General features: G+C 71.5%; 25 protein-coding genes. 18 read left to right on the top strand and 7 right to left on the bottom strand.

Going from position 1 to position 24975, the window contains the following annotated elements:
• The first annotated feature begins 118 nt into the window (after nt 1-118).
• The 8 genes from groL (at nt 119) to BLT78_RS18335 (ending at nt 9976) form a co-directional block, all read left to right on the top strand.
• Nucleotides 119-1744: a chaperonin GroEL gene (groL, locus tag BLT78_RS18370; protein WP_090351227.1), complete on the top strand. Its 1626-nt coding sequence runs from the start codon at nt 119-121 to the stop codon at nt 1742-1744.
• Nucleotides 1745-1813: 69 nt separating this feature from the next.
• Nucleotides 1814-3574, top strand: coding sequence for an acetate--CoA ligase (acsA, locus tag BLT78_RS18365; protein ID WP_090351225.1), 1761 nt, complete (start codon nt 1814-1816; stop codon nt 3572-3574).
• Nucleotides 3571-4554, top strand: a complete 984-nt coding sequence (gene pdhA, locus BLT78_RS18360) for a pyruvate dehydrogenase (acetyl-transferring) E1 component subunit alpha (RefSeq protein ID WP_090351223.1) — start codon at nt 3571-3573, stop codon at nt 4552-4554. Before acsA ends, pdhA begins: the two co-directional genes overlap by 4 nt.
• The gene (locus tag BLT78_RS18355; protein ID WP_090351222.1) at nt 4551-5528 is read left to right on the top strand and encodes an alpha-ketoacid dehydrogenase subunit beta; all 978 of its coding nucleotides are present in this window, start codon (nt 4551-4553) and stop codon (nt 5526-5528) included. Before pdhA ends, BLT78_RS18355 begins: the two co-directional genes overlap by 4 nt.
• A gap of 290 nt (nt 5529-5818) precedes the next feature.
• On the top strand, nt 5819-6994 hold the full coding sequence (locus BLT78_RS18350) for a dihydrolipoamide acetyltransferase family protein (RefSeq protein WP_090351220.1): 1176 nt from the start codon (nt 5819-5821) through the stop codon (nt 6992-6994).
• 13 nt (nt 6995-7007) lie between these two features.
• Nucleotides 7008-7259, top strand: a complete 252-nt coding sequence (locus BLT78_RS18345; RefSeq protein WP_090351219.1) for an acyl carrier protein — start codon at nt 7008-7010, stop codon at nt 7257-7259.
• A 66-nt stretch (nt 7260-7325) separates the two neighbouring features.
• Nucleotides 7326-8756 carry an RtcB family protein gene (locus BLT78_RS18340; RefSeq protein WP_090351217.1) on the top strand — a complete coding sequence of 477 codons (1431 nt, stop codon included), beginning with the start codon at nt 7326-7328 and terminating at the stop codon, nt 8754-8756.
• A gap of 167 nt (nt 8757-8923) precedes the next feature.
• Nucleotides 8924-9976, top strand: a complete 1053-nt coding sequence (locus tag BLT78_RS18335; protein WP_231975653.1) for a TRAP transporter substrate-binding protein — start codon at nt 8924-8926, stop codon at nt 9974-9976.
• Between the two features lie 46 nt (nt 9977-10022).
• On the opposite strand, the gene BLT78_RS18330 is transcribed toward BLT78_RS18335, so the two are convergent.
• On the bottom strand, nt 10023-10955 hold the full coding sequence (locus BLT78_RS18330) for a phospholipase BipL (protein WP_090351216.1): 933 nt from the start codon (nt 10953-10955) through the stop codon (nt 10023-10025).
• Nucleotides 10956-11063: 108 nt separating this feature from the next.
• Between BLT78_RS18330 and BLT78_RS18325 the strand changes: the two genes are divergently transcribed.
• Complete coding sequence (locus BLT78_RS18325; RefSeq protein WP_090351214.1) at nt 11064-11630, top strand: DUF6436 domain-containing protein; 567 nt, start codon at nt 11064-11066, stop codon at nt 11628-11630.
• A gap of 10 nt (nt 11631-11640) precedes the next feature.
• Nucleotides 11641-12093, top strand: coding sequence for a methyltransferase family protein (locus BLT78_RS18320; protein ID WP_090351213.1), 453 nt, complete (start codon nt 11641-11643; stop codon nt 12091-12093).
• 247 nt (nt 12094-12340) lie between these two features.
• Here the strand turns inward: BLT78_RS18320 and znuA are convergent, their stop codons facing one another.
• The gene (znuA, locus tag BLT78_RS18315; RefSeq protein WP_090351211.1) at nt 12341-13318 is read right to left on the bottom strand and encodes a zinc ABC transporter substrate-binding protein ZnuA; all 978 of its coding nucleotides are present in this window, start codon (nt 13316-13318) and stop codon (nt 12341-12343) included.
• 64 nt (nt 13319-13382) lie between these two features.
• Between znuA and BLT78_RS18310 the strand changes: the two genes are divergently transcribed.
• The 7 genes from BLT78_RS18310 to BLT78_RS18280 all read left to right on the top strand — a co-directional run bounded on the left by BLT78_RS18310 (nt 13383) and on the right by BLT78_RS18280 (nt 18483).
• On the top strand, nt 13383-13868 hold the full coding sequence (locus tag BLT78_RS18310) for a Fur family transcriptional regulator (RefSeq protein WP_090351209.1): 486 nt from the start codon (nt 13383-13385) through the stop codon (nt 13866-13868).
• Nucleotides 13865-14638, top strand: coding sequence for a zinc ABC transporter ATP-binding protein ZnuC (gene znuC / locus BLT78_RS18305; RefSeq protein ID WP_090351208.1), 774 nt, complete (start codon nt 13865-13867; stop codon nt 14636-14638). The genes BLT78_RS18310 and znuC overlap by 4 nt, the downstream gene beginning before the upstream one ends.
• Nucleotide 14639: 1 nt before the next feature.
• Nucleotides 14640-15428: a zinc ABC transporter permease subunit ZnuB gene (znuB, locus tag BLT78_RS18300; protein ID WP_090351206.1), complete on the top strand. Its 789-nt coding sequence runs from the start codon at nt 14640-14642 to the stop codon at nt 15426-15428.
• A 36-nt stretch (nt 15429-15464) separates the two neighbouring features.
• A complete protein-coding gene (locus BLT78_RS18295) occupies nt 15465-15860 on the top strand; it encodes a hypothetical protein (protein ID WP_090351204.1) in 396 nt (131 codons plus the stop codon).
• Nucleotides 15861-15972: 112 nt separating this feature from the next.
• Complete coding sequence (locus BLT78_RS18290; protein WP_090351203.1) at nt 15973-16980, top strand: methionine ABC transporter ATP-binding protein; 1008 nt, start codon at nt 15973-15975, stop codon at nt 16978-16980.
• On the top strand, nt 16980-17648 hold the full coding sequence (locus BLT78_RS18285; RefSeq protein WP_090351201.1) for a methionine ABC transporter permease: 669 nt from the start codon (nt 16980-16982) through the stop codon (nt 17646-17648). Before BLT78_RS18290 ends, BLT78_RS18285 begins: the two co-directional genes overlap by 1 nt.
• Before the next feature lie 58 nt (nt 17649-17706).
• Nucleotides 17707-18483: a MetQ/NlpA family ABC transporter substrate-binding protein gene (locus BLT78_RS18280; protein ID WP_090351199.1), complete on the top strand. Its 777-nt coding sequence runs from the start codon at nt 17707-17709 to the stop codon at nt 18481-18483.
• A 194-nt stretch (nt 18484-18677) separates the two neighbouring features.
• Here the strand turns inward: BLT78_RS18280 and BLT78_RS18275 are convergent, their stop codons facing one another.
• The 5 genes from BLT78_RS18275 to BLT78_RS18255 form a co-directional block, all read right to left on the bottom strand.
• Nucleotides 18678-19670 carry a 2-dehydropantoate 2-reductase gene (locus BLT78_RS18275; RefSeq protein WP_090351198.1) on the bottom strand — a complete coding sequence of 331 codons (993 nt, stop codon included), beginning with the start codon at nt 19668-19670 and terminating at the stop codon, nt 18678-18680.
• A gap of 88 nt (nt 19671-19758) precedes the next feature.
• Nucleotides 19759-20523 carry a class II aldolase/adducin family protein gene (locus tag BLT78_RS18270; protein ID WP_090351196.1) on the bottom strand — a complete coding sequence of 255 codons (765 nt, stop codon included), beginning with the start codon at nt 20521-20523 and terminating at the stop codon, nt 19759-19761.
• A gap of 37 nt (nt 20524-20560) precedes the next feature.
• Nucleotides 20561-21595 (bottom strand): TRAP transporter substrate-binding protein, encoded by a 1035-nt coding sequence (locus BLT78_RS18265; protein WP_090351194.1) that lies wholly within the window; start codon nt 21593-21595, stop codon nt 20561-20563.
• 182 nt (nt 21596-21777) lie between these two features.
• On the bottom strand, nt 21778-22794 hold the full coding sequence (locus BLT78_RS18260) for an AraC-like ligand-binding domain-containing protein (RefSeq protein ID WP_172830806.1): 1017 nt from the start codon (nt 22792-22794) through the stop codon (nt 21778-21780).
• Between the two features lie 222 nt (nt 22795-23016).
• Nucleotides 23017-24246, bottom strand: a complete 1230-nt coding sequence (locus tag BLT78_RS18255) for a nucleoside recognition domain-containing protein (protein ID WP_090351191.1) — start codon at nt 24244-24246, stop codon at nt 23017-23019.
• Nucleotides 24247-24368: 122 nt separating this feature from the next.
• Here BLT78_RS18255 and wrbA point away from each other — a divergent pair, with 122 nt between their 5' ends.
• Nucleotides 24369-24965 (top strand): NAD(P)H:quinone oxidoreductase, encoded by a 597-nt coding sequence (gene wrbA / locus BLT78_RS18250; RefSeq protein WP_090351189.1) that lies wholly within the window; start codon nt 24369-24371, stop codon nt 24963-24965.
• Nucleotides 24966-24975 lie beyond the last annotated feature (10 nt).

Here is a 24975-nt window from a genome sequence, read left to right as displayed (position 1 = left end):
ACGTGAACGATCCGTCAAGCCGGCCGGCCCGGCGAACTCTCCATCCCCTCGCTACGCTGAAAGGACTCCGGCGACGAGCCGATCCCGCCGCCGCTCAATGACGAAGGAGGCACCCCCGATGCCCCACACCAAGCTGCTGTTCCGCAACGCCGCGCGCGAGAAGGTGCTGCGCGGCGCCACCCAGCTGGCCGACGCGATCCGCGTGACCCTCGGCCCCAAGTCCAAGTCGGTGCTGATCCAGAAGAAGTGGGGCACGCCGACGGTGTGCAACGACGGGGTGAGCATCGCCAAGCTGGTCGATCTGGAGGACCCCGAGGAGAACCTCGGCGCGCAGATGCTGCGCCAGGCCGCCGAGCGCACCGGCGAGGCGGTCGGCGACGGCACCAGCACCTCCACGGTGCTGGCCCACGCGATCCTCGCCGACGGCGTGCGCAACGTGGTCGCCGGGGCCAGCGCCATAGACCTCAAGCGCGGCCTGGACCGCGGCCTGCAGGCGGCCATCGACTCGCTCAAGGCGCAGTCGCGCCCGGTGCAGACGCGCAAGGAGAAGGCCCAGGTGGCGGCCATCTCGGCGCACAACGACGACCCGATCGGCGAGCTGGTGGCCGACGCCCTGGAGCGGGTCGGCGGCGAGGGGGTGATCAGCGTCGAGGAGTCGCGCACCACCGAGACGGTGGTCGACGTGGTCGAGGGCATGCGCTTCGACCGCGGCTACATCTCGCCCTACTTCATCACCGACGCCGAGAAGATGCAGGCGGTGCTCGACGATCCCTTCCTGCTGCTCTGCGACCACAAGATCGGCCTGCTCAAGGAGCTGGTGCCGCTGCTCGAGCAGATCGCCAAGAGCGGCCGGCCGCTGCTGTTCATCGCCGAGGACATCGACGGCGAGGCGCTGGCCACCCTGGTGGTCAACCAGATCCGCGGCGTGCTGCGCGCGGTGGCGGTGAAGGCGCCGGGCTTCGGCGACCGGCGCAAGGAGATGCTGCAGGACATCGCCGTGCTCACCGCCGGCCAGGTGATCTCCAGCGAGCTGGGCCTGCGCCTGGAGCAGGTCGAGCTGCGCCAGCTCGGCCGCGCCAAGCGGGTGGTAGTCGACAAGGAGAGCACCACGCTGATCGGCGGCGGCGGGCGCAAGGAGGCCATCGAGGCGCGCATCGCGCAGATCCGCACGCAGATCGAAGCGGCCACCAGCGACTACGACCGCGAGAAGCTGCAGGAACGCCTCGCCCGCCTCGCCGGCGGGGTCGGGGTGATCCGCGTCGGCGCACCCACCGAGGCGGAGATGAAGACCAGGAAGGACGCCCTCGACGACGCCATCGCCGCCACCCGCGCGGCCATCGAGGAGGGTATCGTCCCCGGCGGCGGCATGGCCCTGCTGCGCGCGGTGCCGGCGCTCGCCGCGCTGGAGGCGCAGTGCGCCGGCGACGAGAAGACCGGCGTGCAGATCCTGCGCCGCGCCCTGGAGGCGCCGACCCGCAGCATCGCCGAGAACTCGGCGGTGGACGCCGGCGTGGTGGTGGCGCGCATCCTTGCCGAGAGCGGGCCGGTGGGCTTCGACGCGGCGACCAACCAGTACGTCGACATGTACGCCGCCGGGATCATCGACCCGACCAAGGTGGTACGCATCGCCCTGGAGAATGCGGTGTCGGTGGCCAGCGTACTGCTGCTCACCGAGGCGACCCTGACCGAGATCCCCGGCAAGGACGAGCACGAGAGCACGCCGCCCATGCCGGGCATGGAGTGACGCCGGCTTTCCCTCTCCCCGGTCCCTCTCGCCAGCGGGCGAAGGGAGCCAAGCGCACAGGAGCCGCCGATGCGCCCGAAGCTGATCGACAAGACGCCCGCCGCGCTGCGGGTGACGCCCAACTGGCCGGCCACCGCCGCGGCGCGCGCCGCCTTCTCCTGGGCGGAGGAAGCCAAGGGCCTCACCGGGCTGCCCGGCGGCGGCCTCAACCTGGCCTACGAGGCGGTGGACCGGCATGCCGCCGGGCCGCTGCGCGGCCACACGGCGCTGCGCCTGCTGCTGCGCGACGAAGGCCGCCGCGAGGTCAGCTACGCCGAGCTGGCGCGGCTGACCAGCCGCTTCGCCGGCGCCCTCGCGGGGCTGGGCGTCAAGCCCGGCGCGCGGCTGTTCGTGCTGTGCAACCGCGGCCTGGAGCTGTACCTCGGCGTGCTCGGCGGCCTCAAGGCCGGCTGCGTGGTGTCGCCGCTGTTTTCCGCCTTCGGCCCGGAGCCGCTGCAGACCCGCCTGCAGCTGGGCGAGGGCAGCGTGCTCTTGACCAGCGAGTCGCTGTACCGACGCAAGGTGGCGGCCATCCGCGAGCGGCTGCCGCTGCTCGAACACGTGCTGCTGTTCGACGACAATGGCGGCAGCGTGCGGATCGAAGGCACCCACGACCTGCACCAGCTGATGGACAAGGCGGCTGACGAATTCAGCGTGGCGCCGACCACCGCCGACAGCCCCTCGCTGCTGCACTTCACCAGCGGCACCACCGGCACGCCGAAGGGCGCGCTGCACGTGCACGGCGCGGCGCTGACCCATTACGTCACCGGCCGGTACGCCCTCGACCTGCATCCGGACGACGTGTTCTGGTGCACTGCCGACCCCGGCTGGGTCACCGGCACCTCCTACGGCATCCTCGCCCCGCTGCTGCTCGGCGTCACCAGCGTGGTCGACTGCGCCGACTTCGACGCGGTGCGCTGGTACGGCATCCTCAGAAGCGAAGCCGTCAGCGTCTGGTACACCGCGCCGACCGCCATCCGCCTGCTGATCAAGGCCGGCGACCAGCTGGCCCGCGCGCACCAGTATCCGGCCCTGCGCTTCGTCGCCAGCGTCGGCGAGCCGCTCAACCCGGAGGCGGTGTGGTGGGGCCAGGAGGTGCTCGGCCTGCCGATCCACGACAACTGGTGGCAGACCGAGACCGGCGGGATCATGCTGGCCAACACCGCCGCCATGCCGATCAAGCCGGGCTCGATGGGCCAGCCGCTGCCGGGCATCGAGGCGGCCATCGTCCAGCGCCGCGACGACGGCACGCTGGAGATGCTCGGTGATGACGCCATCGGCGAGCTGGCGCTGCGCCAGCCGTGGCCCGGCATGTTTCGCGCCTATCTCGGCCAGGACGAGCGCTACCGGCGCTGCTTCGCCGGCGACTGGTACCTGAGCGGCGATCTGGCCCGCCGCGACGCCGACGGCTACTACTGGTTCGTCGGCCGCAGCGACGACGTGATCAAGTCGGCCGGCCACCTGATCGGCCCGTTCGAGGTGGAGAGCGCGCTGCTCGAACACCCGGCGGTGGCCGAGGCGGCGGTGATCGGTAAGCCCGACGAGATCCTCGGCGAGACGGTGAAGGCCTTCGTCTCGCTCAAGGGCGACTTCAGCGCCAGCGAAGCGCTGCACGCCGAGCTGCTCGGCCACGCGCGCAAGCGCCTCGGCGCGGCGGTGGCACCCAAGGAGCTGGACATCCTGCCCAGCCTGCCGCGCACGCGCAGCGGCAAGCTGCTGCGCCGCCTGCTCAAGGCCCGCGAGCTGGGCCTGCCCGAGGGCGACACCTCGACCCTGGAGAACCCGACATGAGTTCGGTGCCCTACCCGGCCGAGTTCGCCGTGACCCTGCTGCGCGACATGCTGCGCATCCGCCGGATGGAAGAGCGCTGCGCCGAGCTGTATGGCGCGGGCAAGATCCGCGGCTTCCTGCACCTGTACATCGGCGAGGAGGCGGTGGCCACCGGCGCGCTGCACGCCCTGGAGGCCGGCGACGCGGTGGTCGCCACCTACCGCGAGCACGGCCACGCCCTGCTGCGCGGCACACCGATGAACGCGATCATGGCCGAGATGTACGGCCGGCGGGAGGGCTGCTGCCGCGGCCGCGGCGGCTCCATGCACCTGTTCGACGCCGCCCGGCGCTTCTTCGGCGGCAACGCCATCGTCGGCGGCGGCATCCCGCTGGCGGTGGGCCTGGCGCTGGCCGAGCGCCTGCAGGGCGGCAAGCGCATCACCGCCTGCTTCTTCGGCGAGGGCGCGCTGGCCGAGGGCGCCGCCGCCGAGTCGCTGAACCTCGCCGCGCTGTGGCAACTGCCGGTGCTGTTCTGCTGCGAGAACAACCTCTACGCCATGGGCACTGCGCTGGCCCGCTCGCAGGCGCAGACCGACCTGTGCGCCAAGGCCGAGGCGTTCAAGGTGCCGGTCCGCGCGGTGGACGGCATGGACGTGGTCGCCGTGCAGCAGGCCACCCGCCTGGCCGCCAAGCAGGTGCGCGCCGGCCACGGCCCGGTGTTCCTCGAGTACCAGACCTACCGCTTCCGCGCCCACTCGATGTTCGACCCCGAGCTTTACCGCGACAAGGCCGAGGTCGAGGCGTGGAAGCAGCGCGACCCGATCGCCGGCTACCGCGCGCGGCTGCTCGCCGACGGCCTGCTCGACGCGGCCGGCGCGGCGGCGCTGGAAGCCGAGGCGGCCGCCGAGGTGGAAGCGGCGGTGGCCTTCGCCGAGGCCGGCAGCCTGGAGCCGGTCGCGGATCTGGCGCGCGACCTCCATACGCCGGAGCCGCAGCCATGAGCCGCATCAGCTACCGCGAGGCGCTGCGCCAGGGGCTGCGCGAGGCGCTGGCGCGCGACCCGCGGGTGTTCCTGATGGGCGAGGACGTCGGCCGTTACGGCGGCACCTTCGCGGTGAGCAAGGGCCTGCTCGACGAGTTCGGCGAGGAGCGGGTGCGCGACACCCCGCTGTCCGAGCTGGCCTTCGTCGGCGCCGGCATCGGCGCGGCGCTCGGCGGCCTGCGGCCGATCGTCGAGGTGATGACGGTGAACTTCAGCCTGCTCGCCCTCGACCAGCTGGTGAACACCGCCGCCACCCTGCGCCACATGTCCGGCGGGCAGTTCTCGGTGCCGCTGGTGGTGCGCATGACCACCGGCGCCGGGCGCCAGCTCGCCGCGCAGCACTCGCACAGCCTGGAGGGCTGGCTGGCGCACATCCCCGGCCTGAGGATCCTCGCCCCGGCCACCCTGGAGGACGCCCGCGGCATGCTCTGGCCGGCGCTGCATGACCCCGACCCGGTGCTGCTGTTCGAGCAGGGTGCGCTGTACAACCTCGAGGGCGAGCTGGACGAGACGGAGGTGGTCGACATCCGCTCGGCGCGGGTGCGCCGCGCCGGCAGCGACCTGACCCTGATCGCCTACGGCGGTACCCTGGGCAAGGCGCTGGAGGCCGCCGAGCAGCTGGCCGGCGACGGCATCGCCGCCGAGGTGCTCGACCTGCGCGTGCTGCGCCCGCTGGACGACGTCACCATCATGGAATCGGTGCGCCGCACCCGCCGCGCGCTGGTGGTCGACGAGGGCTGGCGCAGCGGCAGCCTGGCCGCCGAGGTGATGGCGCGCATCGTCGAGCAGGCGTTCTTCGACCTCGACGCGCCGCCGGCGCGAGTGTGCAGCGCCGAGGTGCCGACGCCCTACGCCAAGCACCTGGAAGACGCGGCGCTGCCGCAGGTGCCGGCCATCGTGGCGGCGGCGAAGGGCCTGCTCGGCCGGACCTGAAGCGTAGGGTGGGTAACCGCGCAGCGTTACCCACCACCGGCGGTGTGTGTTGGTGGGAAATGCCTGCGGCAGTTTCCCACCCTACGCGCTACAACCATCGTCGCGGCGGCCAAGCATCTGCCCGGCCGGGCCTGAAACGTAGGATGGGTAACCGCGCAGCGTTACCCACCACCGGCGCTGCAAGCCGGTGCAGTGCCGCAGACCGGCGCGAAGCGGTTGCGGGCGTAGGGTGCGCCGTGCGCACCGCGAGGATCGATGGTGCGCACGGCGCACCCTACGGGAAGGTACGCATGATCGAATTCAGGATGCCCGCCCTCGGCGCCGACATGGACGCGGGCACGCTGCTCGAATGGCAGGTCGAACCGGGCCAGGCGGTCACGCGCGGCCAGGTGGTCGCGGTGGTCGACACCGCCAAGGCGGCGGTGGAGATCGAGTGCTGGCAGGACGGCACGGTGTTCGAGCTGCTGATCCAGCCCGGCGCCAAGGTGGCGGTGGGCACGCCCATCGCCACCCTGCTGGAGGCCGGTGAGTCGGCGGAGACGGCGCCGCGCACCCCGCGCCCGCTCAGCACCGCCGCGCCGAAACCCGCCCAGCCGGCGCCAGCCCTGACAGCAGCAACGCTTGGCACAGCGCCGGCCAGCCGCCCGCGCATCACCCCCGCCGCACGCCGGCGCGCCGCCGAGCTGGGTCTCGATCCCGCCGCGCTGGCCGGCACCGGTCCGCAGGGTTCGGTCAGCCTGGCCGACGTCGAGGCCGCCGCCGCGAGCAGACCGGCCGCGCAACCGGCCACGCCGCTGGAGCGCCACGCCGCCATGCGCCAGGCCATCGCCACGGCGATGAGCCGTTCCAAGCACGAGATCCCGCACTACTACCTGAGCGAGACGGTGCCGATGGCCGCCGCGCTGGCCTGGCTCGCCGCGCACAACGCCGAGCTGCCGCCCGAGCGGCGCCTGCTGCCCGGCGTGCTGGTGCTCAAGGCGGTGGCCCTGGCCCTGCGCGACTACCCGCAGCTCAACGGCTTCTGGAGCGACGACGCCTTCCGGCCGGGCCCCGGCATCCACCTCGGCGTGGCGGTGGCGCTGCGCCAGGGCGGGCTGATCGCCCCGGCGCTGCACGACGTCGCCGACAAGCCGCTGGCGCAGCTGATGGCCGAACTGGGCGACCTGGTGCAGCGCGCGCGCAGCTACTCGCTGCGCAGCTCGGAGCTGAGCGAGGCCACCCTCACCGTCACCCAGCTCGGCGACCAGGGCGTGGACGGCGTGTTCGGCGTGATCTACCCGCCGCAGGTGGCGCTGGTCGGCGTCGGCCGCATCGCCGAGCGCCCCTGGGTGGTCGAAGGCCAAGTCTGCGCGCTGACCACTGCGCAGTTCAGCCTGGCCGCCGACCACCGCGCCAGCGACGGCCACTACGGCGCGCGCTTTCTCGCCGAGCTGCGCCGCCGCCTGCAGGACCCCGACCGTCTGTGAGGAGGAAAACCCGATGGATGACGCGCAACTGCGCCACGAAGTGTTCGCCGCCCTGCAGGGCATCGCCCCGGAGGTCGAGCCCGAGACCCTGCGCGGCGACCGCCCGCTGCGCGACGAGGTCGACCTCGACTCGATGGACTGGCTGCGCTTCCTCGCCGCCCTGCACCAGCGCCTGGGGGTGAACATCCCCGAGGCCGACTACCAGCAACTCACCACCCTGGACGTGCTGCTGGCCTATCTGCGCCGGTGCCTGGCCGGCGGATGACCGGGCCTCCCCGGTCGGGGGCGCTCGCCTATAGTCAGGCGACGGCTTCCCCACTGGAGAGCGTCGATGGACCTTGCCCAATTCCGCCAGCGCGGCCCCTTCGAATGGGAGATGCCCCGGTACGGCGCCATGCGCGTGCCGGGGGTGATCTTCGCCTCGCGCGAGCTGCTCGAGGCGATGGACGCCAAGGTCGGCGAACAGCTGGCCAACGTCGCCGCCCTGCCGGGCATCGTCGACGCCGCCTACGCCATGCCCGACGCCCACTGGGGCTACGGCTTCCCGATCGGCGGGGTGGCGGCCTTCGACGCCGACGCGGGCGGCGTGGTGTCGGCCGGCGGGGTCGGCTTCGACATCTCCTGCGGGGTGCGCAGCCTGCATACCGGCTTGAAGGAAGCCGACATCGCGGCGGTCAGGGAACGCCTCGCCGACCTGCTGTTCCGCCGCATCCCGGCGGGTCTGGGCAGCACCGGCGCGCTGCGCCTGACCGGCAAGGAGATGGGCGCGATGCTGCGCGGCGGCGCCAGATGGGCGGTCGAGCAGGGCTTCGGCAGCCCGGAGGATCTGGCGCGCATCGAGGAAGGCGGCTGCATGGCCGGCGCGCTGCCGGCCGCGGTGTCGGCCGAGGCCAGGCACCGCCAGCGCGACGAGATGGGCACCCTCGGCTCGGGCAACCACTACCTGGAGCTGCAGGTGGTCGACGAACTGTTCGACCTCAAGGCGGCGCAGGCCTACGGCCTGCACGTCGGCGACGTGCTGACCACCATCCACTGCGGCTCGCGCGGCATGGGCCACCAGATCGGCACGGATTTTTTGCGCGAGATGGTGATCGCCGCGCCGCGCGCCGGCATCCAGCTCACCGACCGCGAGCTGGCCTGCGCGCCGCTGAAATCCGAGCTGGGGCAGAGCTACCTGGGCGCCATGCGTGCGGCGATCAACTGCGCGCTGGCCAACCGGCAGATCCTCACCCAGCTGGCGCGCGCGGCGTTCGCCGAGCTGTTCCCCGGCATCGCCATGCCGCTGCTCTACGACGTGTCGCACAACACCTGCAAGGAGGAAAGCCACGTCGTCGGCGGCGTGCGCCGCCGCCTGTTCGTCCACCGCAAGGGCGCCACCCGCGCCTTCGGCCCCGGCCATCCGGAGCTGCCGGCCGAGTACCGCGCGGTCGGCCAGCCGGTGCTGATCGGCGGCAGCATGGGCACCGGCTCCTGGGTGCTGGCCGGCAGTGGCGGCAGCCAGAGCCATGCCTTCGCCTCGGCCTGCCACGGCGCCGGGCGGGCGATGAGCCGCCACGAGGCGCTGCGCCGCTGGCAGGGCCGTAGCGTGGTCGAGGAGCTGGCGCGGCGCGGCATCCTGATCCGCAGCCCGAGCCTGCGCGGCGTCGCCGAGGAAGCGCCGCTGGCCTACAAGGACGTCGGCGCGGTGGTCGAGGCCGCCGAGCAGGCCGGCCTGGCGCGGCGGGTGGCGCGGCTGCGGCCGCTGGTGTGCGTCAAGGGCTGAGCGGCGGCTGGGCATCCTGCCGCCGGCTTGCCCTCACTTTCCGTGCGCCTATCGCACACAAGCTGGCTTGCCCGGATTGTTGCGCGGCCCGTGTGCGCACCAGCATAGCGCCGCTGCCCAGCGGGCAGTCGACCCCACCAAGACCACAAGAACAAAGGACAGTCACGGTGAAATACCTGCGCTCAACCCTGGCGGCGCTCAGCCTGAGCACCAGCCTGGCGGCCACTGCCGCCGCGGAAAACACGGTCACCCTCAAGGTGCACCACTTCATGCCCCACGACTCGTTCACCCAGCGCCAGTTCATCCAGCCCTGGGCGGACAAGATCAGCCGCGAGTCCGGCGGGCGCATCCGCTTCCACTTCTTCCCGGCGATGCAGCTCGGCGGCAAGCCGACCCAGCTGATCGACCAGGCGCGGGTCGGCACCGCCGACGTGGTCTGGGCGCTGCCTGGCTACAACAGCGGCAGCTTCCCGCTGACCGCGGCCTTCGAGCAGCCGTTCATGAACCGCAGCGCCGAGGCCGGCAGCCAGGCGCTGTGGGACTTCCTGCAGAAGCACGGCCAGCGCGAATACCAGGGCGTGCAGCTGCTCGCCACCCATCTCACCGACAGCGTGGTGCTGCACACCCGCAAGCAGCCGATCCGCAGCATGGCCGACTTCGCCGGCCTGCGCCTGCGCAGCGCCAACCCGGTGCAGAGCCGGCTGATCGCCCTGTTCGGCGGCGTGCCGCAGGCCATGCCGATCAACCCGGTGCCCGCCGCGCTGGCGCGCGGCCTGCTCGACGGCGCCGCCGCGCCCTGGGACGTGGCCACCTCGGTCCGGCTGCAGGAGCGGGTCAGGCACCACACCGAAACCGCCCCCGGCATGCCCAAGCTGATGCACGCGGCGCTGGTACTGGCGATGAACCAGGCGCGCTACGACAGCCTGCCGGCCGACCTGCGGCAGATCATCGACGCCAACAGCGGACGCGCCCTGTCCGCCCAGGCCGGACGCCTGTGGGATGCCTACGGCATGGAGACCAGCCACCGCCTGGCGCGCGAGCACGACAACCAGATCCACGTGCTCGAGCCCGCCGAGCAGCAGCGCTGGATGGAGGCCGCCCGCCGCCTGGACGCCGACTGGGTGGCCGAGGTCGAGGGCCAGGGCTACGCCGACGGCGCCGCCCTGCTCCGGGAGGCGCGCCAGCTGGTGGCCAAATACAACGGCCAGGCGGCGCGCTGACGCCGCTGCCGGGCCGGCGCCAGGCCGGCCCGGCCCCGGCCGCGCTTCAGGCGAAGCGCTCGCCGAGCAGCTCGAACAGCTTCTCGCGCTGCCCCTCTTCCTCGTTGACCAGGTGATGGCGGGCGCCAGGCAGGATCAGCTGCTCGGCGCGCTGGAACTTGTCCTGCAGGATCTCGAGGTTGTGCTGCCAGTCCACCGTCATGTCGGCGTCGCCCTGGATGATCAGCGGGCGCTGCGCCGAGGCCGGCGCGTCCTCGATGCGCGGGATCCAGCGCGCCAGTGCGCCGACCCAGGCGGTGGGCAGGATCTGCGCCTGCAGCGGATCGCGGCGCACGAAGTCGAGGAAGGCGGGATCGCCGGAGTTGTCGGTGAAGCGCCGGGCGATCTGGCTGACGAAGGGGTTGAGCAGGTGATAGCTGAGCTTGGAGCGCAGCCAGGCGCGCGGGCGCACCAGCGGCGCGAGCAGCACGGTCTGGCCGAGGTCCGGGCGCGGCGCGCCGGTGAGCAGGTAGTCGAGCAGGATGGCGCCGCCGGTGCTCTGCCCGAACAGGTGCCAGGGCTGCGGCAGGTGCAGCAGCTCGGCGGCCTGGAACAGCGCGGCGAGCACGGCCTGGTACTCGGCGAAGTCGCCGATGCTCGCCGGCGCGCCCTCGGACAGGCCGTGGCCGGGCAGGTCGCAGGACAGCACGGCGAAGTTCATGCGCAGCGCCCAGTCGAACACGTGGCGGTACAGGCCCATGTGGTCGTAGTAGCCGTGCAGCAGCAGCACGGTCGCCCGCGCGTCGTCGCGCCACCAGCCCTGCACGGCGACCCGCCGCCCCGCGACCGCCACCCAGCCGAGCCGACTGTGGATGTCGGGGCGGTGCTGCAGGCCGTAGTAGCGCCGGTAGGCCTGCACCTGCGGACCGTGCTCGGCCGCGGCAGCGGACAGCGGCGGCAGTTGCCGGCGCAGGCTGTGGGGATCGAAGTTTTCGCTCATGGACTCGGCCGCCCGGACGGCGGCTTGGGCTGATGGATTGCTATGGTCGATCTTCAGACCGGCGACGCGACATGGCAAGCTTGGCCGTCATTTTCCGCAGGTCGCCCCATGCCCCGCCGCCAGTCCCTCGTCCTCGCCCTGCTCGCCGTCGTCTGCGCCGCCGTGCTGTGGAGCCTCTACCAGTGGTACCAGGCGCGCTACATCCGCCCGTTCAGCGAGACCACCGTGCTGTTCGACGGCGCCGCTCTGCGCCTGCCCGCCGAGCTGGCCGGGTCGGGCCGGATCCGCGTGGTGCACCTGTGGGATCCGCCCTGCCCGTGCAACGTCGGCAACCAGCAGCACCTGGCCGAACTGCTCGCGCGCTTCGGCGACCGGGTGAGCTTCCATGTCTGGCAGAAGCCCGGCAGCCGCGGCCACCTGCCCGACACCCTCAAGGCGCTGCAGCCGCTGGCCGAGCTGCCCGGCGCGGAACAGCTGCCGGCCAGCCCGGCGGTGGCGATCTGGGCCGCGGACGGCACGCTGGCCTACGTCGGCCCGTACAGCGAGGGCGCCACCTGCACCTCGGCCAACAGCTTCATCGAACCGGTGCTCGAGGCGCTGCTCGCCGGCCGCCCGGTGCACAGCACCGGCAGCCTGGCGCTGGGCTGCTACTGTTCGTGGACCGACGCGCAGTGAGGAGCCACCGATGCCGCTGCTGATCCCCCCGCCGCTGCTGGTCGCGCTGTTCGGCTACGCCATGTGGCTGCTGGCCGGGCACCTGCCGCTGGGCGGCTTCGCCTTCGCCGGCCAGCGTCCGCTGGCGGGTCTGGTGCTGCTGGCCGCGCTGGCGCTGATGGCGGCGGCGGCCTGGAGCCTGTTCCGGGCGCGCACCACGGTCAATCCGCTCAGGCCCGAGCGGGCCAGCCAGCTGGTGACTTCCGGGGTGTTCGCCTACTCGCGCAACCCGATCTACCTCGGCGATGCGCTGATCCTGCTGGCGCTGGCGATCGGCTTCGGCAACGCCGCCAACTTCCTGCTGCTGCCGCTGTTCGTGTGGTTCATCGGCCGCTTCCAGATCCGCGCCGAGGAGCACGCGCTGCAGCGCCTGTTCGGCGACGAGTATCGCGCCTACTGCGCGCGGGTCAGGCGCTGGCTGTAGGGCGGGTCAGCCGCGCCGCGGCGTAACCCGCCCGGGATGCCGCCAGGCATCCCCGTTGCCGGCCTGGCGGCCGGTCGGTGGGTTACGGCCTACGGCCTGCCCTACCCTACCTATCCACCTGCCTCGGAGCTGCTCCAGCCCGTAGGGTGGAAAACTCGCGCAGCGATTTTCCTCACCGTGGAGTGGCCACCCCGCGTGCGCTGGTGGGTAACGCTACGCGGTTGCCCACCCTGCGCCATCCCCCGCCTCAGAGCTTTTCCAGGCACCCGGCCAGGCCGTCGCCGAGCTTCTCCAGCAGGCGCTCGTAGCCGCCGGCCTCGGCCTTGAGGTCGAAGCCCAGCGCGTCCAGTTCGGCCAGGCGCACCGGCAGGCCGTCGCTGAGGGTCTGCGCCAGGCGCGGCTGCAGCGGCGGCTCGCTGAACACGCAGCTCGGTCCGGCGGCCTTGAGCTGCTGACGCATCGCCGCGACGTGGCGGGCGCCCGGCTGCACCTCGGCGCTGACCGCGAACACCCCGGCATGGCGCAGGCCGTAGGCCTCCTCGAAGTAGTCGAAGGCCTCGTGGAAGACGAAGAACGGCTTGCTCTTCAGCGGAGTCAGACGCTCCTTGAGGCGGGCGTCGGCGGCGGCGAGGCGCTGCTCGAAGGCGGCCAGGTTGGCCTGGTAGCGCGCCGCGTTGGCCGGGTCGGCCTGGGCCAGGTCGGCGGCCATGCGCGCGGCGATCACCCGCGCGTTGCCCGGCAGCAGCCACAGGTGGGCGTCGAGCAGACCGGGGCGATGGGCATGGTCGTGCTCGTGTTCGCCGGCCTCGTGCGCGTCGTGGCCGGGCGCGTCGTGCTCCCCATGGGCATCGGCGTGCCCCTCGTCCTCGTGGTGGTGCTCCTCGCCGAAGCGGCGCAGGTGCAGGCCGGGCAGCTCCTGCACGGCCAGGCTGGGCGCCTTGCGGCCCTCCAGCACGCGCGGCAGGAAGCCCTCCAGGTCGGGGCCGATCCAGTACAGCAGGTCGGCCTCGGATACCCGGCGCACGTCGGAGGGGCGCAGCGCGTAGTGGTGCGGAGAGGCGCCCGGCGGCAGCAGCACCTCGGGGCTGCCGGCGCCGTCCTGCACGGCGGCGGCGATCAGCTGCAGCGGCTTGATGCTGGTCAGCACGCGCACCTCGGCATGCGCCGGCGCGGTCAGCGCGGCGGCGAGCAGGGCGGAGGACAGCAGGGAAAACAGACGGCGCACGGTGGCAGCTCTCCAGAGTCATAAATTGTTATACAATAACATCCCTTTGCTCCGGAGTGTCACCATGGCGACCGCCCCGCTGGCCTGTCACCCCCACGACCACAGTCACTGCGTGAGCGCGGCGCTGGCCGCCGCCGACAGCGTGTGCGCACGCGCCGGCGCGCGCCTGACCGCCCTGCGCCGGCGCGTGCTGGAGCTGGTCTGGCAGAGTCATCGGCCGCTCGGCGCCTACGACATCCTCGGCGTGCTCAGCGCCGAGGACGGCCGCCGCGCCGCGCCGCCCACCGTGTACCGCGCGCTGGACTTCCTCCTCGAGCACGGCCTGATCCATCGCCTGGCCTCGCTGAACGCCTTCATCGGCTGCAACCATCCGGGGCAGAGCCACCAGGGCCACTTCTTCATCTGTCGTCAGTGCAGCACCGCCATCGAGGTCGAGCAGCCGGCGATCGGCGCGGCCATCCACGCCGCCGCCGCCGAGGTCGGCTTCGCCGTGGAGAGCCAGATGGTCGAGGTGGTCGGCCTGTGCGCGCAGTGCCGGGAGGCAGCATGAGCGACGCGCTGATCCGCCTCGACGGCGTCGGCGTCAGCTTCGCCGGCAGCCCGGTGCTGCAGGACGTGCAGCTGGAACTCAAGCCCGGCGAGATCGTCACCCTGATCGGCCCCAACGGCGCCGGCAAGACCACCCTGGTGCGCGTGGTGCTCGGCCTGCTCGAACCGCACAGCGGCAGCGTGTGGCGCCGCGAGCGCCTGCGCATCGGCTACATGCCGCAGAAGCTGCATGTCGAGCCGACCCTGCCGCTGTCGGTGCTGCGCTTCCTGCGCCTGGTGCCCGGCGTCGACCGCGCCCGCGCCCTCGAGGCGCTCGGCGAGGTGGGCGCGGCCAAGGTGATCGACAGCCCGCTGCAGAAGATCTCCGGCGGCGAGATGCAGCGCGTACTGCTGGCCCGCGCCCTGCTGCGCCAGCCGGAGCTCTTGGTGCTCGACGAGCCGGTGCAGGGCGTCGACATCGCCGGGCAGAGCGAGCTGTACCGGCTGATCGGCCGCCTGCGCAAGCGCTACGGCTGCGGCGTGCTGATGGTCTCCCACGACCTGCACTTGGTGATGAGCGCCACCGACCGGGTGATCTGCCTGAACCGCCACGTGTGCTGCTCCGGCCATCCGGAACAGGTCAGCAGCGACCCGGTGTTCCGCGAGCTGTTCGGCAACGACGCGCGCAGCCTGGCGATCTACCACCACCAGCACGACCACCAGCACGACCTGCACGGCAGCGTGGTGCTGCGCCCCCAACCCCACGTCCACGGCCCGAACTGCAAGCACTGACATGCCCGACTTCCTGCTCAACGCATTGCTCGCCGGGCTCGCCCTGGCCCTGGTCGCCGGCCCGCTCGGCTCCTTCGTGGTCTGGCGGCGCATGGCCTACTTCGGCGACACCCTCGCCCACGCCGCGCTGCTCGGCGTGGCGCTGGGCTTCCTGCTCGACGTCAGCCCGACCCTGGCGGTGACCGTCGGCTGCGTGATCCTCGCCGTGCTGCTGGTCACCCTCCAGCAGCGCCAGCCGCTGGCCGCCGACACCCTGCTCGGCATCCTCGCCCACAGCACCCTGTCGCTAGGCCTGGTCACCGTCAGCTTCCTCGACGCGGTGCGCGTCGACCTGATGGCCTACCTGTTCGGCGACCTGCTGGCGGTGGGCGCCGGCGACCTGTGGTGGATCGTCGCCGGCAGCGCGCTGGTGCTCGGCGTGCTGGCCTGGCTGTGGCGCCCGCTGCTGGCGCTCACCGTGCACGAGGAGCTGGCGCGGGTCGAGGGCCTGCCGGTCGGCGCCCTGCGCCTGGCGCTGATGCTGCTGATCGCCGTGGTGATCGCGGTGGCGATGAAGATCGTCGGCGTGCTGCTGATCACCTCGCTGCTGATCATTCCCGCCGCGAGCGCCCAGCGCCACGCGAAAAGCCCCGAGCAGATGGCCGCCGGCGCCAGCCTGGTCGGCCTGGTGGCGGTGTGCGCCGGCCTGGCGCTGTCCTGGTACCAGGACACCCCGGCCGGGCCGTCCATCGTGGTCAGCGCCGCCGCCCTGTTCCTGCTGAGCTTCCTGCTGCCGCGCCGGGCGGTGTAGAATTGCCTACTTTGTGAACAGTCCGAGGCTTTTGCCATGACCCGTGCCCTTCGCTGCCTGCCGCTGCTGAGCCTGCTGCTGCTCGCTGCCTGCCAGAGCCTGCCGTGGAGTGCCGAGAGTCGCGCACAGGCCCGCGAGCGCCAGCAGTTCGAGCGCCTGCTCAGCGCCGGCGAGCTGGAGGCGGCCGGGCTGACCCTCGGCCACCTGCGCGCACAGGACGATCCGCAGGCCGAGACCTACCAGCGCCTGCTCGCCGACGCCTGGCTGCAGCGCAGCCAGCAGGCCCTCGAGGCCGGCGACCTGAACGCCGCCACCACCGCCCTGGCGCGCGCCCGCGCGCTGATGCCCAAGGCCCCGGCGCTGACCAACGGCCTGGGTGGCGCGCTGCAGCCGGCGCCGGCGGCGGATGTCGACGGCGAGATCGCCGAGTAGACCTTTCCGCGCGATCAGCTATATCGATAGTCTTTCAAAGCATTTTTCGCACTAAAAACGGGCCGCTACACTCTGCCGCCAGGGCCCGTCCCCTCACCCACAAGGTTTTCCCGTGATCCAATTCGACAACGTCCACAAGGCGTACCGGGTCAATGGCCGCGACGTACCCGCCCTGCAGCCCACGTCGCTGCAGATCGGCGCCGGCGAGATCTTCGGCCTGATCGGCCACTCCGGCGCCGGCAAGAGCACCCTGCTGCGCCTGATCAACCGCCTCGAGGAGCCCTCCGGCGGGCGCATCCTGATCGACGGCGCCGACGCCACCGCCCTCGACGCCGACGGTCTGCGCCGCCTGCGCCAGCGCATCGGCATGATCTTCCAGCACTTCAACCTGCTGGCCTCGAAGACCGTCGCCGACAACGTCGCCCTGCCGCTGAAGCTGGCCGGCGAGCTGCCGCGCGCGGCGATCGACGCGCGCGTCGCCGAGCTGCTCGCCCGCGTCGGCCTCTCCGCGCACGCCGACAAGTACCCGGCGCAGCTCTCCGGCGGGCAGAAGCAGCGCGTCGGCATCGCCCGCGCGCTGGCCCTGGAGCCGAAGATCCTGCTCTGCGACGAGGCGACCAGCGCCCTCGACCCGCAGACCACCGGTCAGGTGCTGCAGCTCTTGGCCGAGATCAACCGCGAACTCCAGCTGACCATCGTGCTGATCACCCACGAGATGGAGGTGATCCGCCGCGTGTGCGACCGCGTGGCGGTGATGGACGGCGGGGTGATCGTCGAACAGGGCGCGGTGGCCGACGTGTTCCTGCATCCGCAGCACCCGACCACCCGGCGCTTCGTGCTGGAGTCCGAGCACGTCGACGAAAGCGAGCAGCAGGACGACTTCGCCCACGTGCCGGGGCGCATCCTGCGCCTGACCTTCCGCGGCGAGGCGACCTACGCACCGCTGCTCGGCCAGGTGGCGCGCGACACCGGGGTCGACTACAGCATCCTCGCCGGACGCATCGACCGCATCCGCGACATCCCCTACGGCCAGCTGACCCTGGCCCTCACCGGCGGCGACCTGGAGGCCGCCCTGGCGCGCCTCGACGCCGCCGACGTGCACGTGGAGGTGCTGCGCTGATGCTGGAGAAACTGCTGCCCAACGTGTTCTGGCCGGAAATCTGGCAGGCCAGCCTCGACACCCTGGCGATGCTCGGCGGATCCTTGCTGTTCACCGTGCTGTTCGGCCTGCCGCTCGGCGTGCTGCTGTTCCTCACCGGCCCGCGCCAGCTGTTCGACCACAAGCCCGTCTACCGCCTGCTGTCGCTGGTGGTCAACGTGCTGCGCTCGGTGCCCTTCGTCATCCTGCTGATCCTGATGATCCCGCTCACCGAGCTGATCGTCGGCACCTCGCTGGGCGCCATCGGCGCCATCCCGCCGCTGGTGGTCGGCGCCACGCCGCTGTTCGCCCGCCTGGCCGAGACCGCGCTGCGCGAGGTCGACCGCGGCATCATCGAGGCGACCCAGGCGATGGGCGCCAGCACCCGGCAGATCATCCTCGCGGCGCTGCTGCCCGAGGCGCGCCCCGGCCTGCTCGCCGCGGTCACCGTCACCGCCATCACCCTGGTGTCGTATACCGCCATGTCCGGCCTGATCGGCGGCGGCGGTCTCGGCGATCTCGCCGTGCGCTATGGTTACCAGCGCTACCAGCCCGACGTCATGGCGGTCACCGTGGTCCTCCTGCTGGTGCTGGTGCAGGTGCTGCAGAGCGTCGGCGACCGCCTGGTGATCCGTTTCTCGCGCAAGTGAATCCGATCGGGCGCGGCCATCCGCCGCCCCGGCGTTCCATCCCACAAGGAGTTCGACAATGAAGAAACTGCTGGCCGCCGCGACCCTGTTCGCCGCCTTCTCCGCCACCGCCCAGGCGGAAACCCTCAACGTGGCCGCCACCCCGGTGCCGCACGCGGAGATCCTCGAAGTGGTCAAGCCGCTGCTGGCCAAGCAGGGCGTGGAGCTGAAGGTGCGCGTGTTCACCGACTACGTGCAACCCAACCTGCAGGTGCAGCAGAAGAACCTCGACGCCAACTTCTTCCAGCACCAGCCCTACCTCGACGAGTTCAACGCCAGCCGCAAGACCGAGCTGGTCAGCGTGACCGGCGTGCACATCGAGCCGTTCGGCGCCTACTCCAGCAAGATCAAGAGCCTCGACGAGCTGCCCGAAGGCGCCAGCGTGGCCATCCCCAACGACGCCACCAACGGCGGCCGCGCCCTGCTGCTGCTGGCCAAGGCCGGGGTGATCACCCTCAAGGACGGCGCCGGCATCACCGCCACGCCGAAGGACATCGCCGCCAATCCGAAGAAGATCCAGGTGCGCGAACTGGAAGCGGCCACCCTGCCGCGCGTGCTCAAGCAGGTCGACCTGGCGCTGATCAACACCAACTACGCCCTGGAAGCCGGCCTGACCCCGACCAAGGACGCCCTGGCCATCGAGGGCAACGACTCGCCCTACGTCAACATCCTGGTCAGCCGCGCCGACAACAAGGACAGCGAGGCCATGCAGAAGCTGGCCAAGGCCCTGCACAGCGACGAGGTGAAGGCCTTCATCGCCGACAAGTACCAGGGCGCGGTGGTGCCGGCGTTCTGATCCTGAGGGCTTGGCTAGCCGGTGGAAAACGCTGCGCGGTTTTCCACCCTGCAAGTTCGCTGCAATGCACGAAGCCCCCGCGATGCGGGGGCTTCGTGTTTGTGGCACCTGGTCCGTAGGGTGGCGCTACTCGCGCAGCGATTGCCCACCGACCAGCAACTGGGGGTATCGGCAGAAAACCGCGGCGCGGGCCTTCAGCCCTGCGCCCCGGCCTGCGGGTACAGGCCATGCACCCGCGCGAACAGCCGCGTCAGGCCGAGCAGGGCGTCGATGTTCGGCGTCTCGCCCCCCACGCGCCGGCCGATCTCCTGCACCGCGCCGACGATGGCGTCCAGCTCGATGGCGCGCCCCGCCTCGGCGTCCTGCAGCATCGAGGTCTTGAACGCGCCCAGCTTGCGGGTCACCGCATGGCGCTCGTCGGGGCTCTGGGTGACGTCGCAGCCGATCAGCCGGCCGATGGCGGCGGCCTCGCCCATCGCCGCCGAGCAGAACTGGCGCACCAGCTGGTCGTCGAGCAGGCGGTCGATGGTCGCGCCGGTGATCGCCGAGACCGGATTCATGGTCAGGTTGCCCCACAGCTTGTACCAGATGTCGTAGCGGATATCGGCGCTGACGGTGACCGCGAAGCCGGCCCGCTCCAGCAGCCCGGCCAGTTGCTGCACCCGCGCGGACGCGCCGCCGGCCGGTTCGCCGACGATCAGCCCGTTGCCCATCACGTGGCGCACCAGTCCCGGCTCCGGAGCGGTGCAGCTGGCGTGCACCACGCAGCCGACGACCCGCTCCAGCGGGATAGTCCGCGCGATGGCGCCGCGCGGATCGACGCTGGCCAGCGGTGTCTCGAAGCCCGGCAGCCCGTGGCAGAACCACCAGGGCACGCCGTTCATCGCCGGCAGCACCAGGGTTTCCGGCCCGAGCAGCGGCACCAGACGCGGCGCCAGCTCGGCCAGGGCCTGGCCCTTGACCGTGATGATCAGCAGATCCTGCTCGCCGAGCGCCCCGGCGCTGGCGTCGGCCGCCGCCAGCGGCGCCTGCAGCAGGCCCTCGCCGGTTTGCAGGCGCCAGCCGTGGCGGCGCAGCGAATCCAGCGTGGCGCCCCGCGCCAGGGCGCTGACCGTAGCTCCCGCCGCGGCGAGCTTGCTGCCGAGGAAACCGCCGATGGCGCCGGCGCCGACGATGCAGACCTTCATGGATAACCCTCTGCTGAGACCGGAAAGGCCCGGCCGGACACAGCCCGGCAGGACCTTGGTGATTGGCGGAACAGGCGACTGCCGGCGATCAGTGACGGTAGTCGGGATCGATGCGATCGATCAGCCGCGTCAGCGCACAGAAGGCATCCTCGCCCGCCCCGTACTTCGGATCGAGCGGCAGCGAGTCGGCCACGCACTTGCGCAGCACCGCCTCGGGAATCTGCCGCGGCGTACCCATCGTGCGGGTCGCCAGTTGTACCTCGCAAGCGCGCTGGAGCAGGAACATCAACGAGAAAGCCTGCGCCAGGGTCGCGCCTATGACCACCGGGCCGTGATTGCGCAGCAGCAGCACCGGCTTGTCCTCGGCGCTGGCCAGGATCCGCTCGCCCTCGTCGGCGTGCACGGTGATGCCCTCGAAGTCATGGTAGGCGACCTTGCCGTACAACTGTGCCGCATAGAAGTTGCTGAATTCCAGCCCGTCCTCGAGGCAGCAGACCCCCATGGTCGGCGTGGTGTGCACGTGCATCACGCAGTGGGCTTCCGGCAGGCGATCGTGGATCGCGCCATGGAAGGTGAAGCCGGCCGGGTTGATCGGCCAGTCCGAGTCGCCGATCACGTTGCCGGCCACGTCGACCTTGACCAGATTGGAGGCCCGCACCTCGGAGTAGTGCAGGCCGAAGGGATTGGTCAGGAAGTGCTTGTCCGGGCCGGGCACGCGCAGGGAAATGTGGTTGTAGATCAGCTCGGACCAGCCGAGGTAGTCGAAGATCCGGTAGGCCGCGGCCAGTTTGACCCGGGCCTGCCACTCCTCTTCGCTGAAGCGTTGCGGTCGTTCGTAGTAGTTGTTGTTCATCTCGTCTCTCTCCGCCCGGATAAGGGCCATCGGTTGTTCAGCGGGCGGCTTGGGTGGCCTGGGCGCGGGCGGCGTCGACCAGCGCGCGGCCGTCGATGCCCTTGGCGCTCACCTCGTCGATCCACTGCTGCTCGAGTGGACGCACGCGCTCGAGCACCTGCCGGTAGTCGTCGTCGCTCAGGCGATGAACCTCGTGCCCCGCCGCGATCACCTTGTTGCGGGTCTGCTCGATGGCCACATCCCAAGCCTGGCCAAAGCGCTCGACCAGGGCCCGGCCGCTGTGCTGGTCAACGATCGCCCGCAGGTCGGCCGGCAGGCTGTCGTACTTGCGCTTGTTCATCAGCATCGTCAGCACGGTGGCGCCGAGTACCGGCTGGTCGGCCGGCGTTTCCAGGTGGTGATGGGTGATCTCGTCCATCTTGGTCGGCGCCAGCACCTCCCAGACCGCCGAGGCACCATCCACCACGCCCTTGGACAGCGACTCGGTGACCAGCGCGGGCGGCATGGCCACCGGCACCACGCCCAGCGCCTCGAGGGTGCGCGAGATGGTCCGGTTGGGCACGCGCAGGCGCAGGCCCTGCAGGTCGGCCGAGGTGCGCAGCGGATGGCGGGTGGCGTGCAGGTTCATGCCGCCATCGGAGAACAGGGCGAGCACCTTGTAGGGCGCGTACTCGTCGGTCAGCTGCTGCTGGTAGAAGGCCCAGATCACCCGGCCGGCGGCGACCCCGCCCTGCGGCAGGACGCCCGGCAGCTCCAGGGCCTCGGTCTTGGGGAAGCGACCGGGGGAGTAACCGGGCGCCGTCCAGACCACGTCGGCGACACCCTGGCGGACCTGGTCGACCAGCTTGGCCGGGGTGCCGCCGAGTTGCATGGAGGGGTAGATCTGGCAGACCAGCCGGCCGGCCGAGGCCTGGTTCAGCTCGTCGCACCAGGGCTGGATGACGTTCTGCTGGGCATTGGAGTTGACCGGCAGGAAATGCGCGATCTTCAGGGTGATCGGAGCGGCATGGGCGGAGCCTGCAGCGCAGGCGAGCAGCAAGGGTGCGGCCAGGCGGGTGAATACCGGCTTCATGGGAACCTCGGAAATTTATTGTTCTTGTCGGTGGCACGCTGGGGAGCGTGGACGTCAGGCAGGTCAACCTTAGTCAGCGGGGCCAGCGGCGCCTATCCACATCCGGCCAGGGCTGTCCGCATCGGGCGGGAATCGCCCGGCCGCGCGCCAGCCAGGCTAAAAGGCAGAGCGGGGAGGACGGCTCAGCGACGGCGCAGGGTCGCCGAGGGCGCCTCGCCGAAGCGGCGCAGGTAGTCGCCGGCGAAACGCCCGAGATGGCCGAAACCGCAGTGCAGGGCGATGCTCGACACGCTGGCGTCGCTCGCGGCCTGCTGCAGCTGGTCGCGCGCCGCCTGCAGGCGCTGCTCGTGCAGCCAGCGCATCGGGGTGGTCTGGCGGAACTGGCGAAAGCCGGCGGTCAGGCTGCGGATGCTGGTGCCACTGGCCGCGGCGATGGCCGCGAGGGTCAGCGGCTCGCCGAGATGGGCGCGCATGAACTCCTCGGCGCGGCGCACATGGCGCGGCGCCGGCAGGGGTGGTGCGACGGCCCCAGCGGCCTGGTTGTGCGGCAGCTCGGTGAGCAGCAGGAGCATCGCCATCTCCTCCAGCGGGCCGAGCAGGGCCGGCGCCGAGGGCATGCCCAGTTGACTGGACACCAGGCGCAGCAGCGCCAGCCAGCGCTCGTGCAGGGCGCTGTCCTGGGCAATGGCGGGGTGGAACTGCATCGGCCCGCGCAGCGGACGCTCGTAGAGCCGTTCGAACAGGCGCTCCATGGCCTGGCGTTCGATGCGCAGGTTGAGCCGCCAACTGTCCGGGCTGAAGCGCTTGGTGACCGGCCTCTCCGGCGAGTCGACGACGATCAGCCCGGCGGCGCCGCCCACCTCGTCGCCGCGGGTGCGGATCCGCGAGTGGCCGCACAGCTGGGTGGTGACCAGCACGAAGTCGGTAGTCCAGGCCTGCTCCAGCTCGACCTCGGTGCCGAACGACAGGCAGCTCAGCTCCAGGCTGCCCAGCGGCTGGCGCGCCAGGCGCATCTCGAAGGCCGCCGGGTCGCCGTGCAGCTGCATGCGGTGCGGGCTGTAGCTCTCGTGCAGGCCGCTCGAGGCCTGCGCCGGATCGCGGGTGCTCAGCCGCCACTGCGCCTGCTCGCGCAGCTGCGCGGCGCGCTGGCTCAGGCTGTCCAGCTCGGCAAGCAACGGGGAAGCGGCGGGGGGCGTCATGGGCGGCGAACTCCTGCAAACGTGCCTGCCATCTCTAGCACGCAGCCCGAAAGGTGCCAAGTCGCCCGGGGCCATCGCATGAAGCCGATTTCCCCGGCCCGTAGGGGCGAATTCATTCGCCTTGGCGGGGTGTCTTGGCGAATGAATTCGCCCCTACGGCGGAACCGGCCGGCTCGGCAGCCATTCATGCGCGTGCCCTGCCGAAGCGCCGGCCAGCGCGCGTCAGCCGAAGAACCAGTAGCACACGCCGATCGCCGCCAGCACCCCGGCCAGGTCGGCGAGCAGCGCGCAGCCCACCGCGTGGCGGGCGCGCTGGATGCCGACCGCGCCGAAGTACACGGCGAGCACGTAGAAGGTGGTCTCGGTGCTGCCCTGCATGGTCGCGGCGACCAGCGCCGGGAAGCTGTCGACGCCGTGGCTCTGCATGGTCTCGATCAGCATGGCGCGCGCCGCGCTGCCGGAGAACGGCTTGACCAGCGCGGTGGGCAACGCGTCGACGAAGCGGGTGTCCCAGCCGAACGCCTCGATCAGCCAGCGAATGCCGTCGAGGCCGAACTCCAGCGCCCCGGAGGCGCGCAGCACGCCCACCGCGCAGAGCATGGCGACCAGGTAGGGCAACAGGTTCCTGGCCACCTCGAAGCCTTCCTTGGCTCCTTCGACGAACGCCTCGTACACCGGCACCCGCTTCAGCGCGCCGAACAGCAGGAAGGCGAGGATCAGGCCGAACAGGGTGAGGTTGCCCAAGAGCGAGGACAGCGCCGCCAGCGCGGTGGCCGACAGCCCGGCGAGGAAGGCCATGAACGCGCCGAGGGCTAGCGCGCCGGTGCCCAGCCAGGCCAGCACCACCGGGTCGTGCAGACGCAGGCGCTGCATGAAGGCCACCGCCAGCAGGCCGGCGAGGGTCGAGGCGCTGGTGGCCAAGAGGATCGGCAGGAACACCAGGGTCGGGTCCGCGGCGCCCTGCTGCACCCGGTACATGAAGATCGACACCGGCAGCAGGGTCAGCGACGAGGCGTTGAGCACCAGGAACAGGATCTGCGCGTTGCTCGCCGAGGTCTGGCTGGGGTTGAGATCCTGCAGCGCGCGCATGGCCTTGAGGCCGATCGGCGTCGCCGCGTTGTCGAGGCCGAGGGCGTTGGCGGTGAAGTTGAGGGTGATCAGCCCCAGCGCCGGGTGGCCGCTGGGCACCTCGGGCATCAGCCGGCGGAACAGCGGCGCCAGCAGCACGGCGAGGCGCTCGACCAGCCCGGCGCGCTCGGCGATGCGCAGGAAGCCTAGCCACAGGGTCAGGGTGCCGAACAGCACGATCATCACCTCGACCGACAGCTTGGCCATGGCGAACAGGCTCTCGACCATGGCGGCGAACACGCCGGGGTCGTCGCCGAGCAGCCAGCGGCCGCCGGCGGCGATGGCCGCGACGACGAAGAATCCCAGCCACAGGCCGTTGAGCATCGTGAATCTCCCTTGCAAGCAGGCGGCGGATGATAGCGGCCAGCAGCGCCCCCGGTCATCCGGGCAGACACGGCCACGGCTGCTAGGCTGAACGGGCATCCCCTTCCACTGGAGTCACGCCGATGAAAAAGGTTCTGGTGCTGTACTACTCGATGTACGGACATATCGAGCAGATGGCCGAGGCGGTGGCGGCCGGCGCCGCCAGTGTGGCGGGGGTCGAGGTGACCCTCAAGCGGGTGCCGGAAACCATGCCCGAGGACATCGCGCGCAAGGCCGGCGCCAAGCTCGACCAGCGGGCAGCGGTGGCCAGCCCGCAGGAGCTGGCCGACTACGACGCCATCCTGTTCGGCACGCCGACCCGCTTCGGCAACATGACCGCGCAGATGCGCAACTTCCTCGACCAGACCGGCGGGCTGTGGGTCAAGGGCGCGCTGATCGGCAAGCTGGCCAGCGTGTTCACCTCCACCGGCACCGGTGGCGGCGGGGAAACCACCATCACCTCGTTCTGGCACACCCTGGCCCACCACGGCATGCTGATCGTCGGCCTGCCCTACAGCGCCGCGGAGCTGACCGACACCAGCGAGCTGCGCGGCGGTTCGCCCTACGGCGCGGCGACCATCGCCGGCGGCGACGGCTCGCGCCAGCCGAGCGCCAAGGAGCTGACCCTGGCGCGTTTCCAGGGCGAGCACGTGGCCCGGCTGGCGGTGCGCATGCAGTAGGCGGACGGGG

This window comes from Pseudomonas oryzae (assembly GCF_900104805.1).
Classification (GTDB): domain Bacteria; phylum Pseudomonadota; class Gammaproteobacteria; order Pseudomonadales; family Pseudomonadaceae; genus Geopseudomonas; species Geopseudomonas oryzae.
This window is presented reverse-complemented; position numbering and strand designations above follow the sequence as displayed.

Bases quoted from the DNA above. Each gene is read 5' to 3' on its own strand.
- groL (WP_090351227.1), top strand. From the start codon at position 119: ATGCCCCACACCAAGCTGCTGTTCCGCAACGCCGCGCGCGAGAAGGTG.
- acsA (WP_090351225.1), top strand. From the start codon at position 1,814: ATGCGCCCGAAGCTGATCGACAAGACGCCCGCCGCGCTGCGGGTGACG.
- pdhA (WP_090351223.1), top strand. From the start codon at position 3,571: ATGAGTTCGGTGCCCTACCCGGCCGAGTTCGCCGTGACCCTGCTGCGC.
- BLT78_RS18355 (WP_090351222.1), top strand. From the start codon at position 4,551: ATGAGCCGCATCAGCTACCGCGAGGCGCTGCGCCAGGGGCTGCGCGAG.
- BLT78_RS18350 (WP_090351220.1), top strand. From the start codon at position 5,819: ATGATCGAATTCAGGATGCCCGCCCTCGGCGCCGACATGGACGCGGGC.
- BLT78_RS18345 (WP_090351219.1), top strand. From the start codon at position 7,008: ATGGATGACGCGCAACTGCGCCACGAAGTGTTCGCCGCCCTGCAGGGC.
- BLT78_RS18340 (WP_090351217.1), top strand. From the start codon at position 7,326: ATGGACCTTGCCCAATTCCGCCAGCGCGGCCCCTTCGAATGGGAGATG.
- BLT78_RS18330 (WP_090351216.1), bottom strand. From the start codon at position 10,955: ATGAGCGAAAACTTCGATCCCCACAGCCTGCGCCGGCAACTGCCGCCG.
- BLT78_RS18325 (WP_090351214.1), top strand. From the start codon at position 11,064: ATGCCCCGCCGCCAGTCCCTCGTCCTCGCCCTGCTCGCCGTCGTCTGC.
- BLT78_RS18320 (WP_090351213.1), top strand. From the start codon at position 11,641: ATGCCGCTGCTGATCCCCCCGCCGCTGCTGGTCGCGCTGTTCGGCTAC.
- BLT78_RS18310 (WP_090351209.1), top strand. From the start codon at position 13,383: ATGGCGACCGCCCCGCTGGCCTGTCACCCCCACGACCACAGTCACTGC.
- znuC (WP_090351208.1), top strand. From the start codon at position 13,865: ATGAGCGACGCGCTGATCCGCCTCGACGGCGTCGGCGTCAGCTTCGCC.
- znuB (WP_090351206.1), top strand. From the start codon at position 14,640: ATGCCCGACTTCCTGCTCAACGCATTGCTCGCCGGGCTCGCCCTGGCC.
- BLT78_RS18295 (WP_090351204.1), top strand. From the start codon at position 15,465: ATGACCCGTGCCCTTCGCTGCCTGCCGCTGCTGAGCCTGCTGCTGCTC.
- BLT78_RS18285 (WP_090351201.1), top strand. From the start codon at position 16,980: ATGCTGGAGAAACTGCTGCCCAACGTGTTCTGGCCGGAAATCTGGCAG.
- BLT78_RS18280 (WP_090351199.1), top strand. From the start codon at position 17,707: ATGAAGAAACTGCTGGCCGCCGCGACCCTGTTCGCCGCCTTCTCCGCC.
- BLT78_RS18275 (WP_090351198.1), bottom strand. From the start codon at position 19,670: ATGAAGGTCTGCATCGTCGGCGCCGGCGCCATCGGCGGTTTCCTCGGC.
- BLT78_RS18270 (WP_090351196.1), bottom strand. From the start codon at position 20,523: ATGAACAACAACTACTACGAACGACCGCAACGCTTCAGCGAAGAGGAG.
- BLT78_RS18265 (WP_090351194.1), bottom strand. From the start codon at position 21,595: ATGAAGCCGGTATTCACCCGCCTGGCCGCACCCTTGCTGCTCGCCTGC.
- BLT78_RS18260 (WP_172830806.1), bottom strand. From the start codon at position 22,794: ATGACGCCCCCCGCCGCTTCCCCGTTGCTTGCCGAGCTGGACAGCCTG.
- BLT78_RS18255 (WP_090351191.1), bottom strand. From the start codon at position 24,246: ATGCTCAACGGCCTGTGGCTGGGATTCTTCGTCGTCGCGGCCATCGCC.
- wrbA (WP_090351189.1), top strand. From the start codon at position 24,369: ATGAAAAAGGTTCTGGTGCTGTACTACTCGATGTACGGACATATCGAG.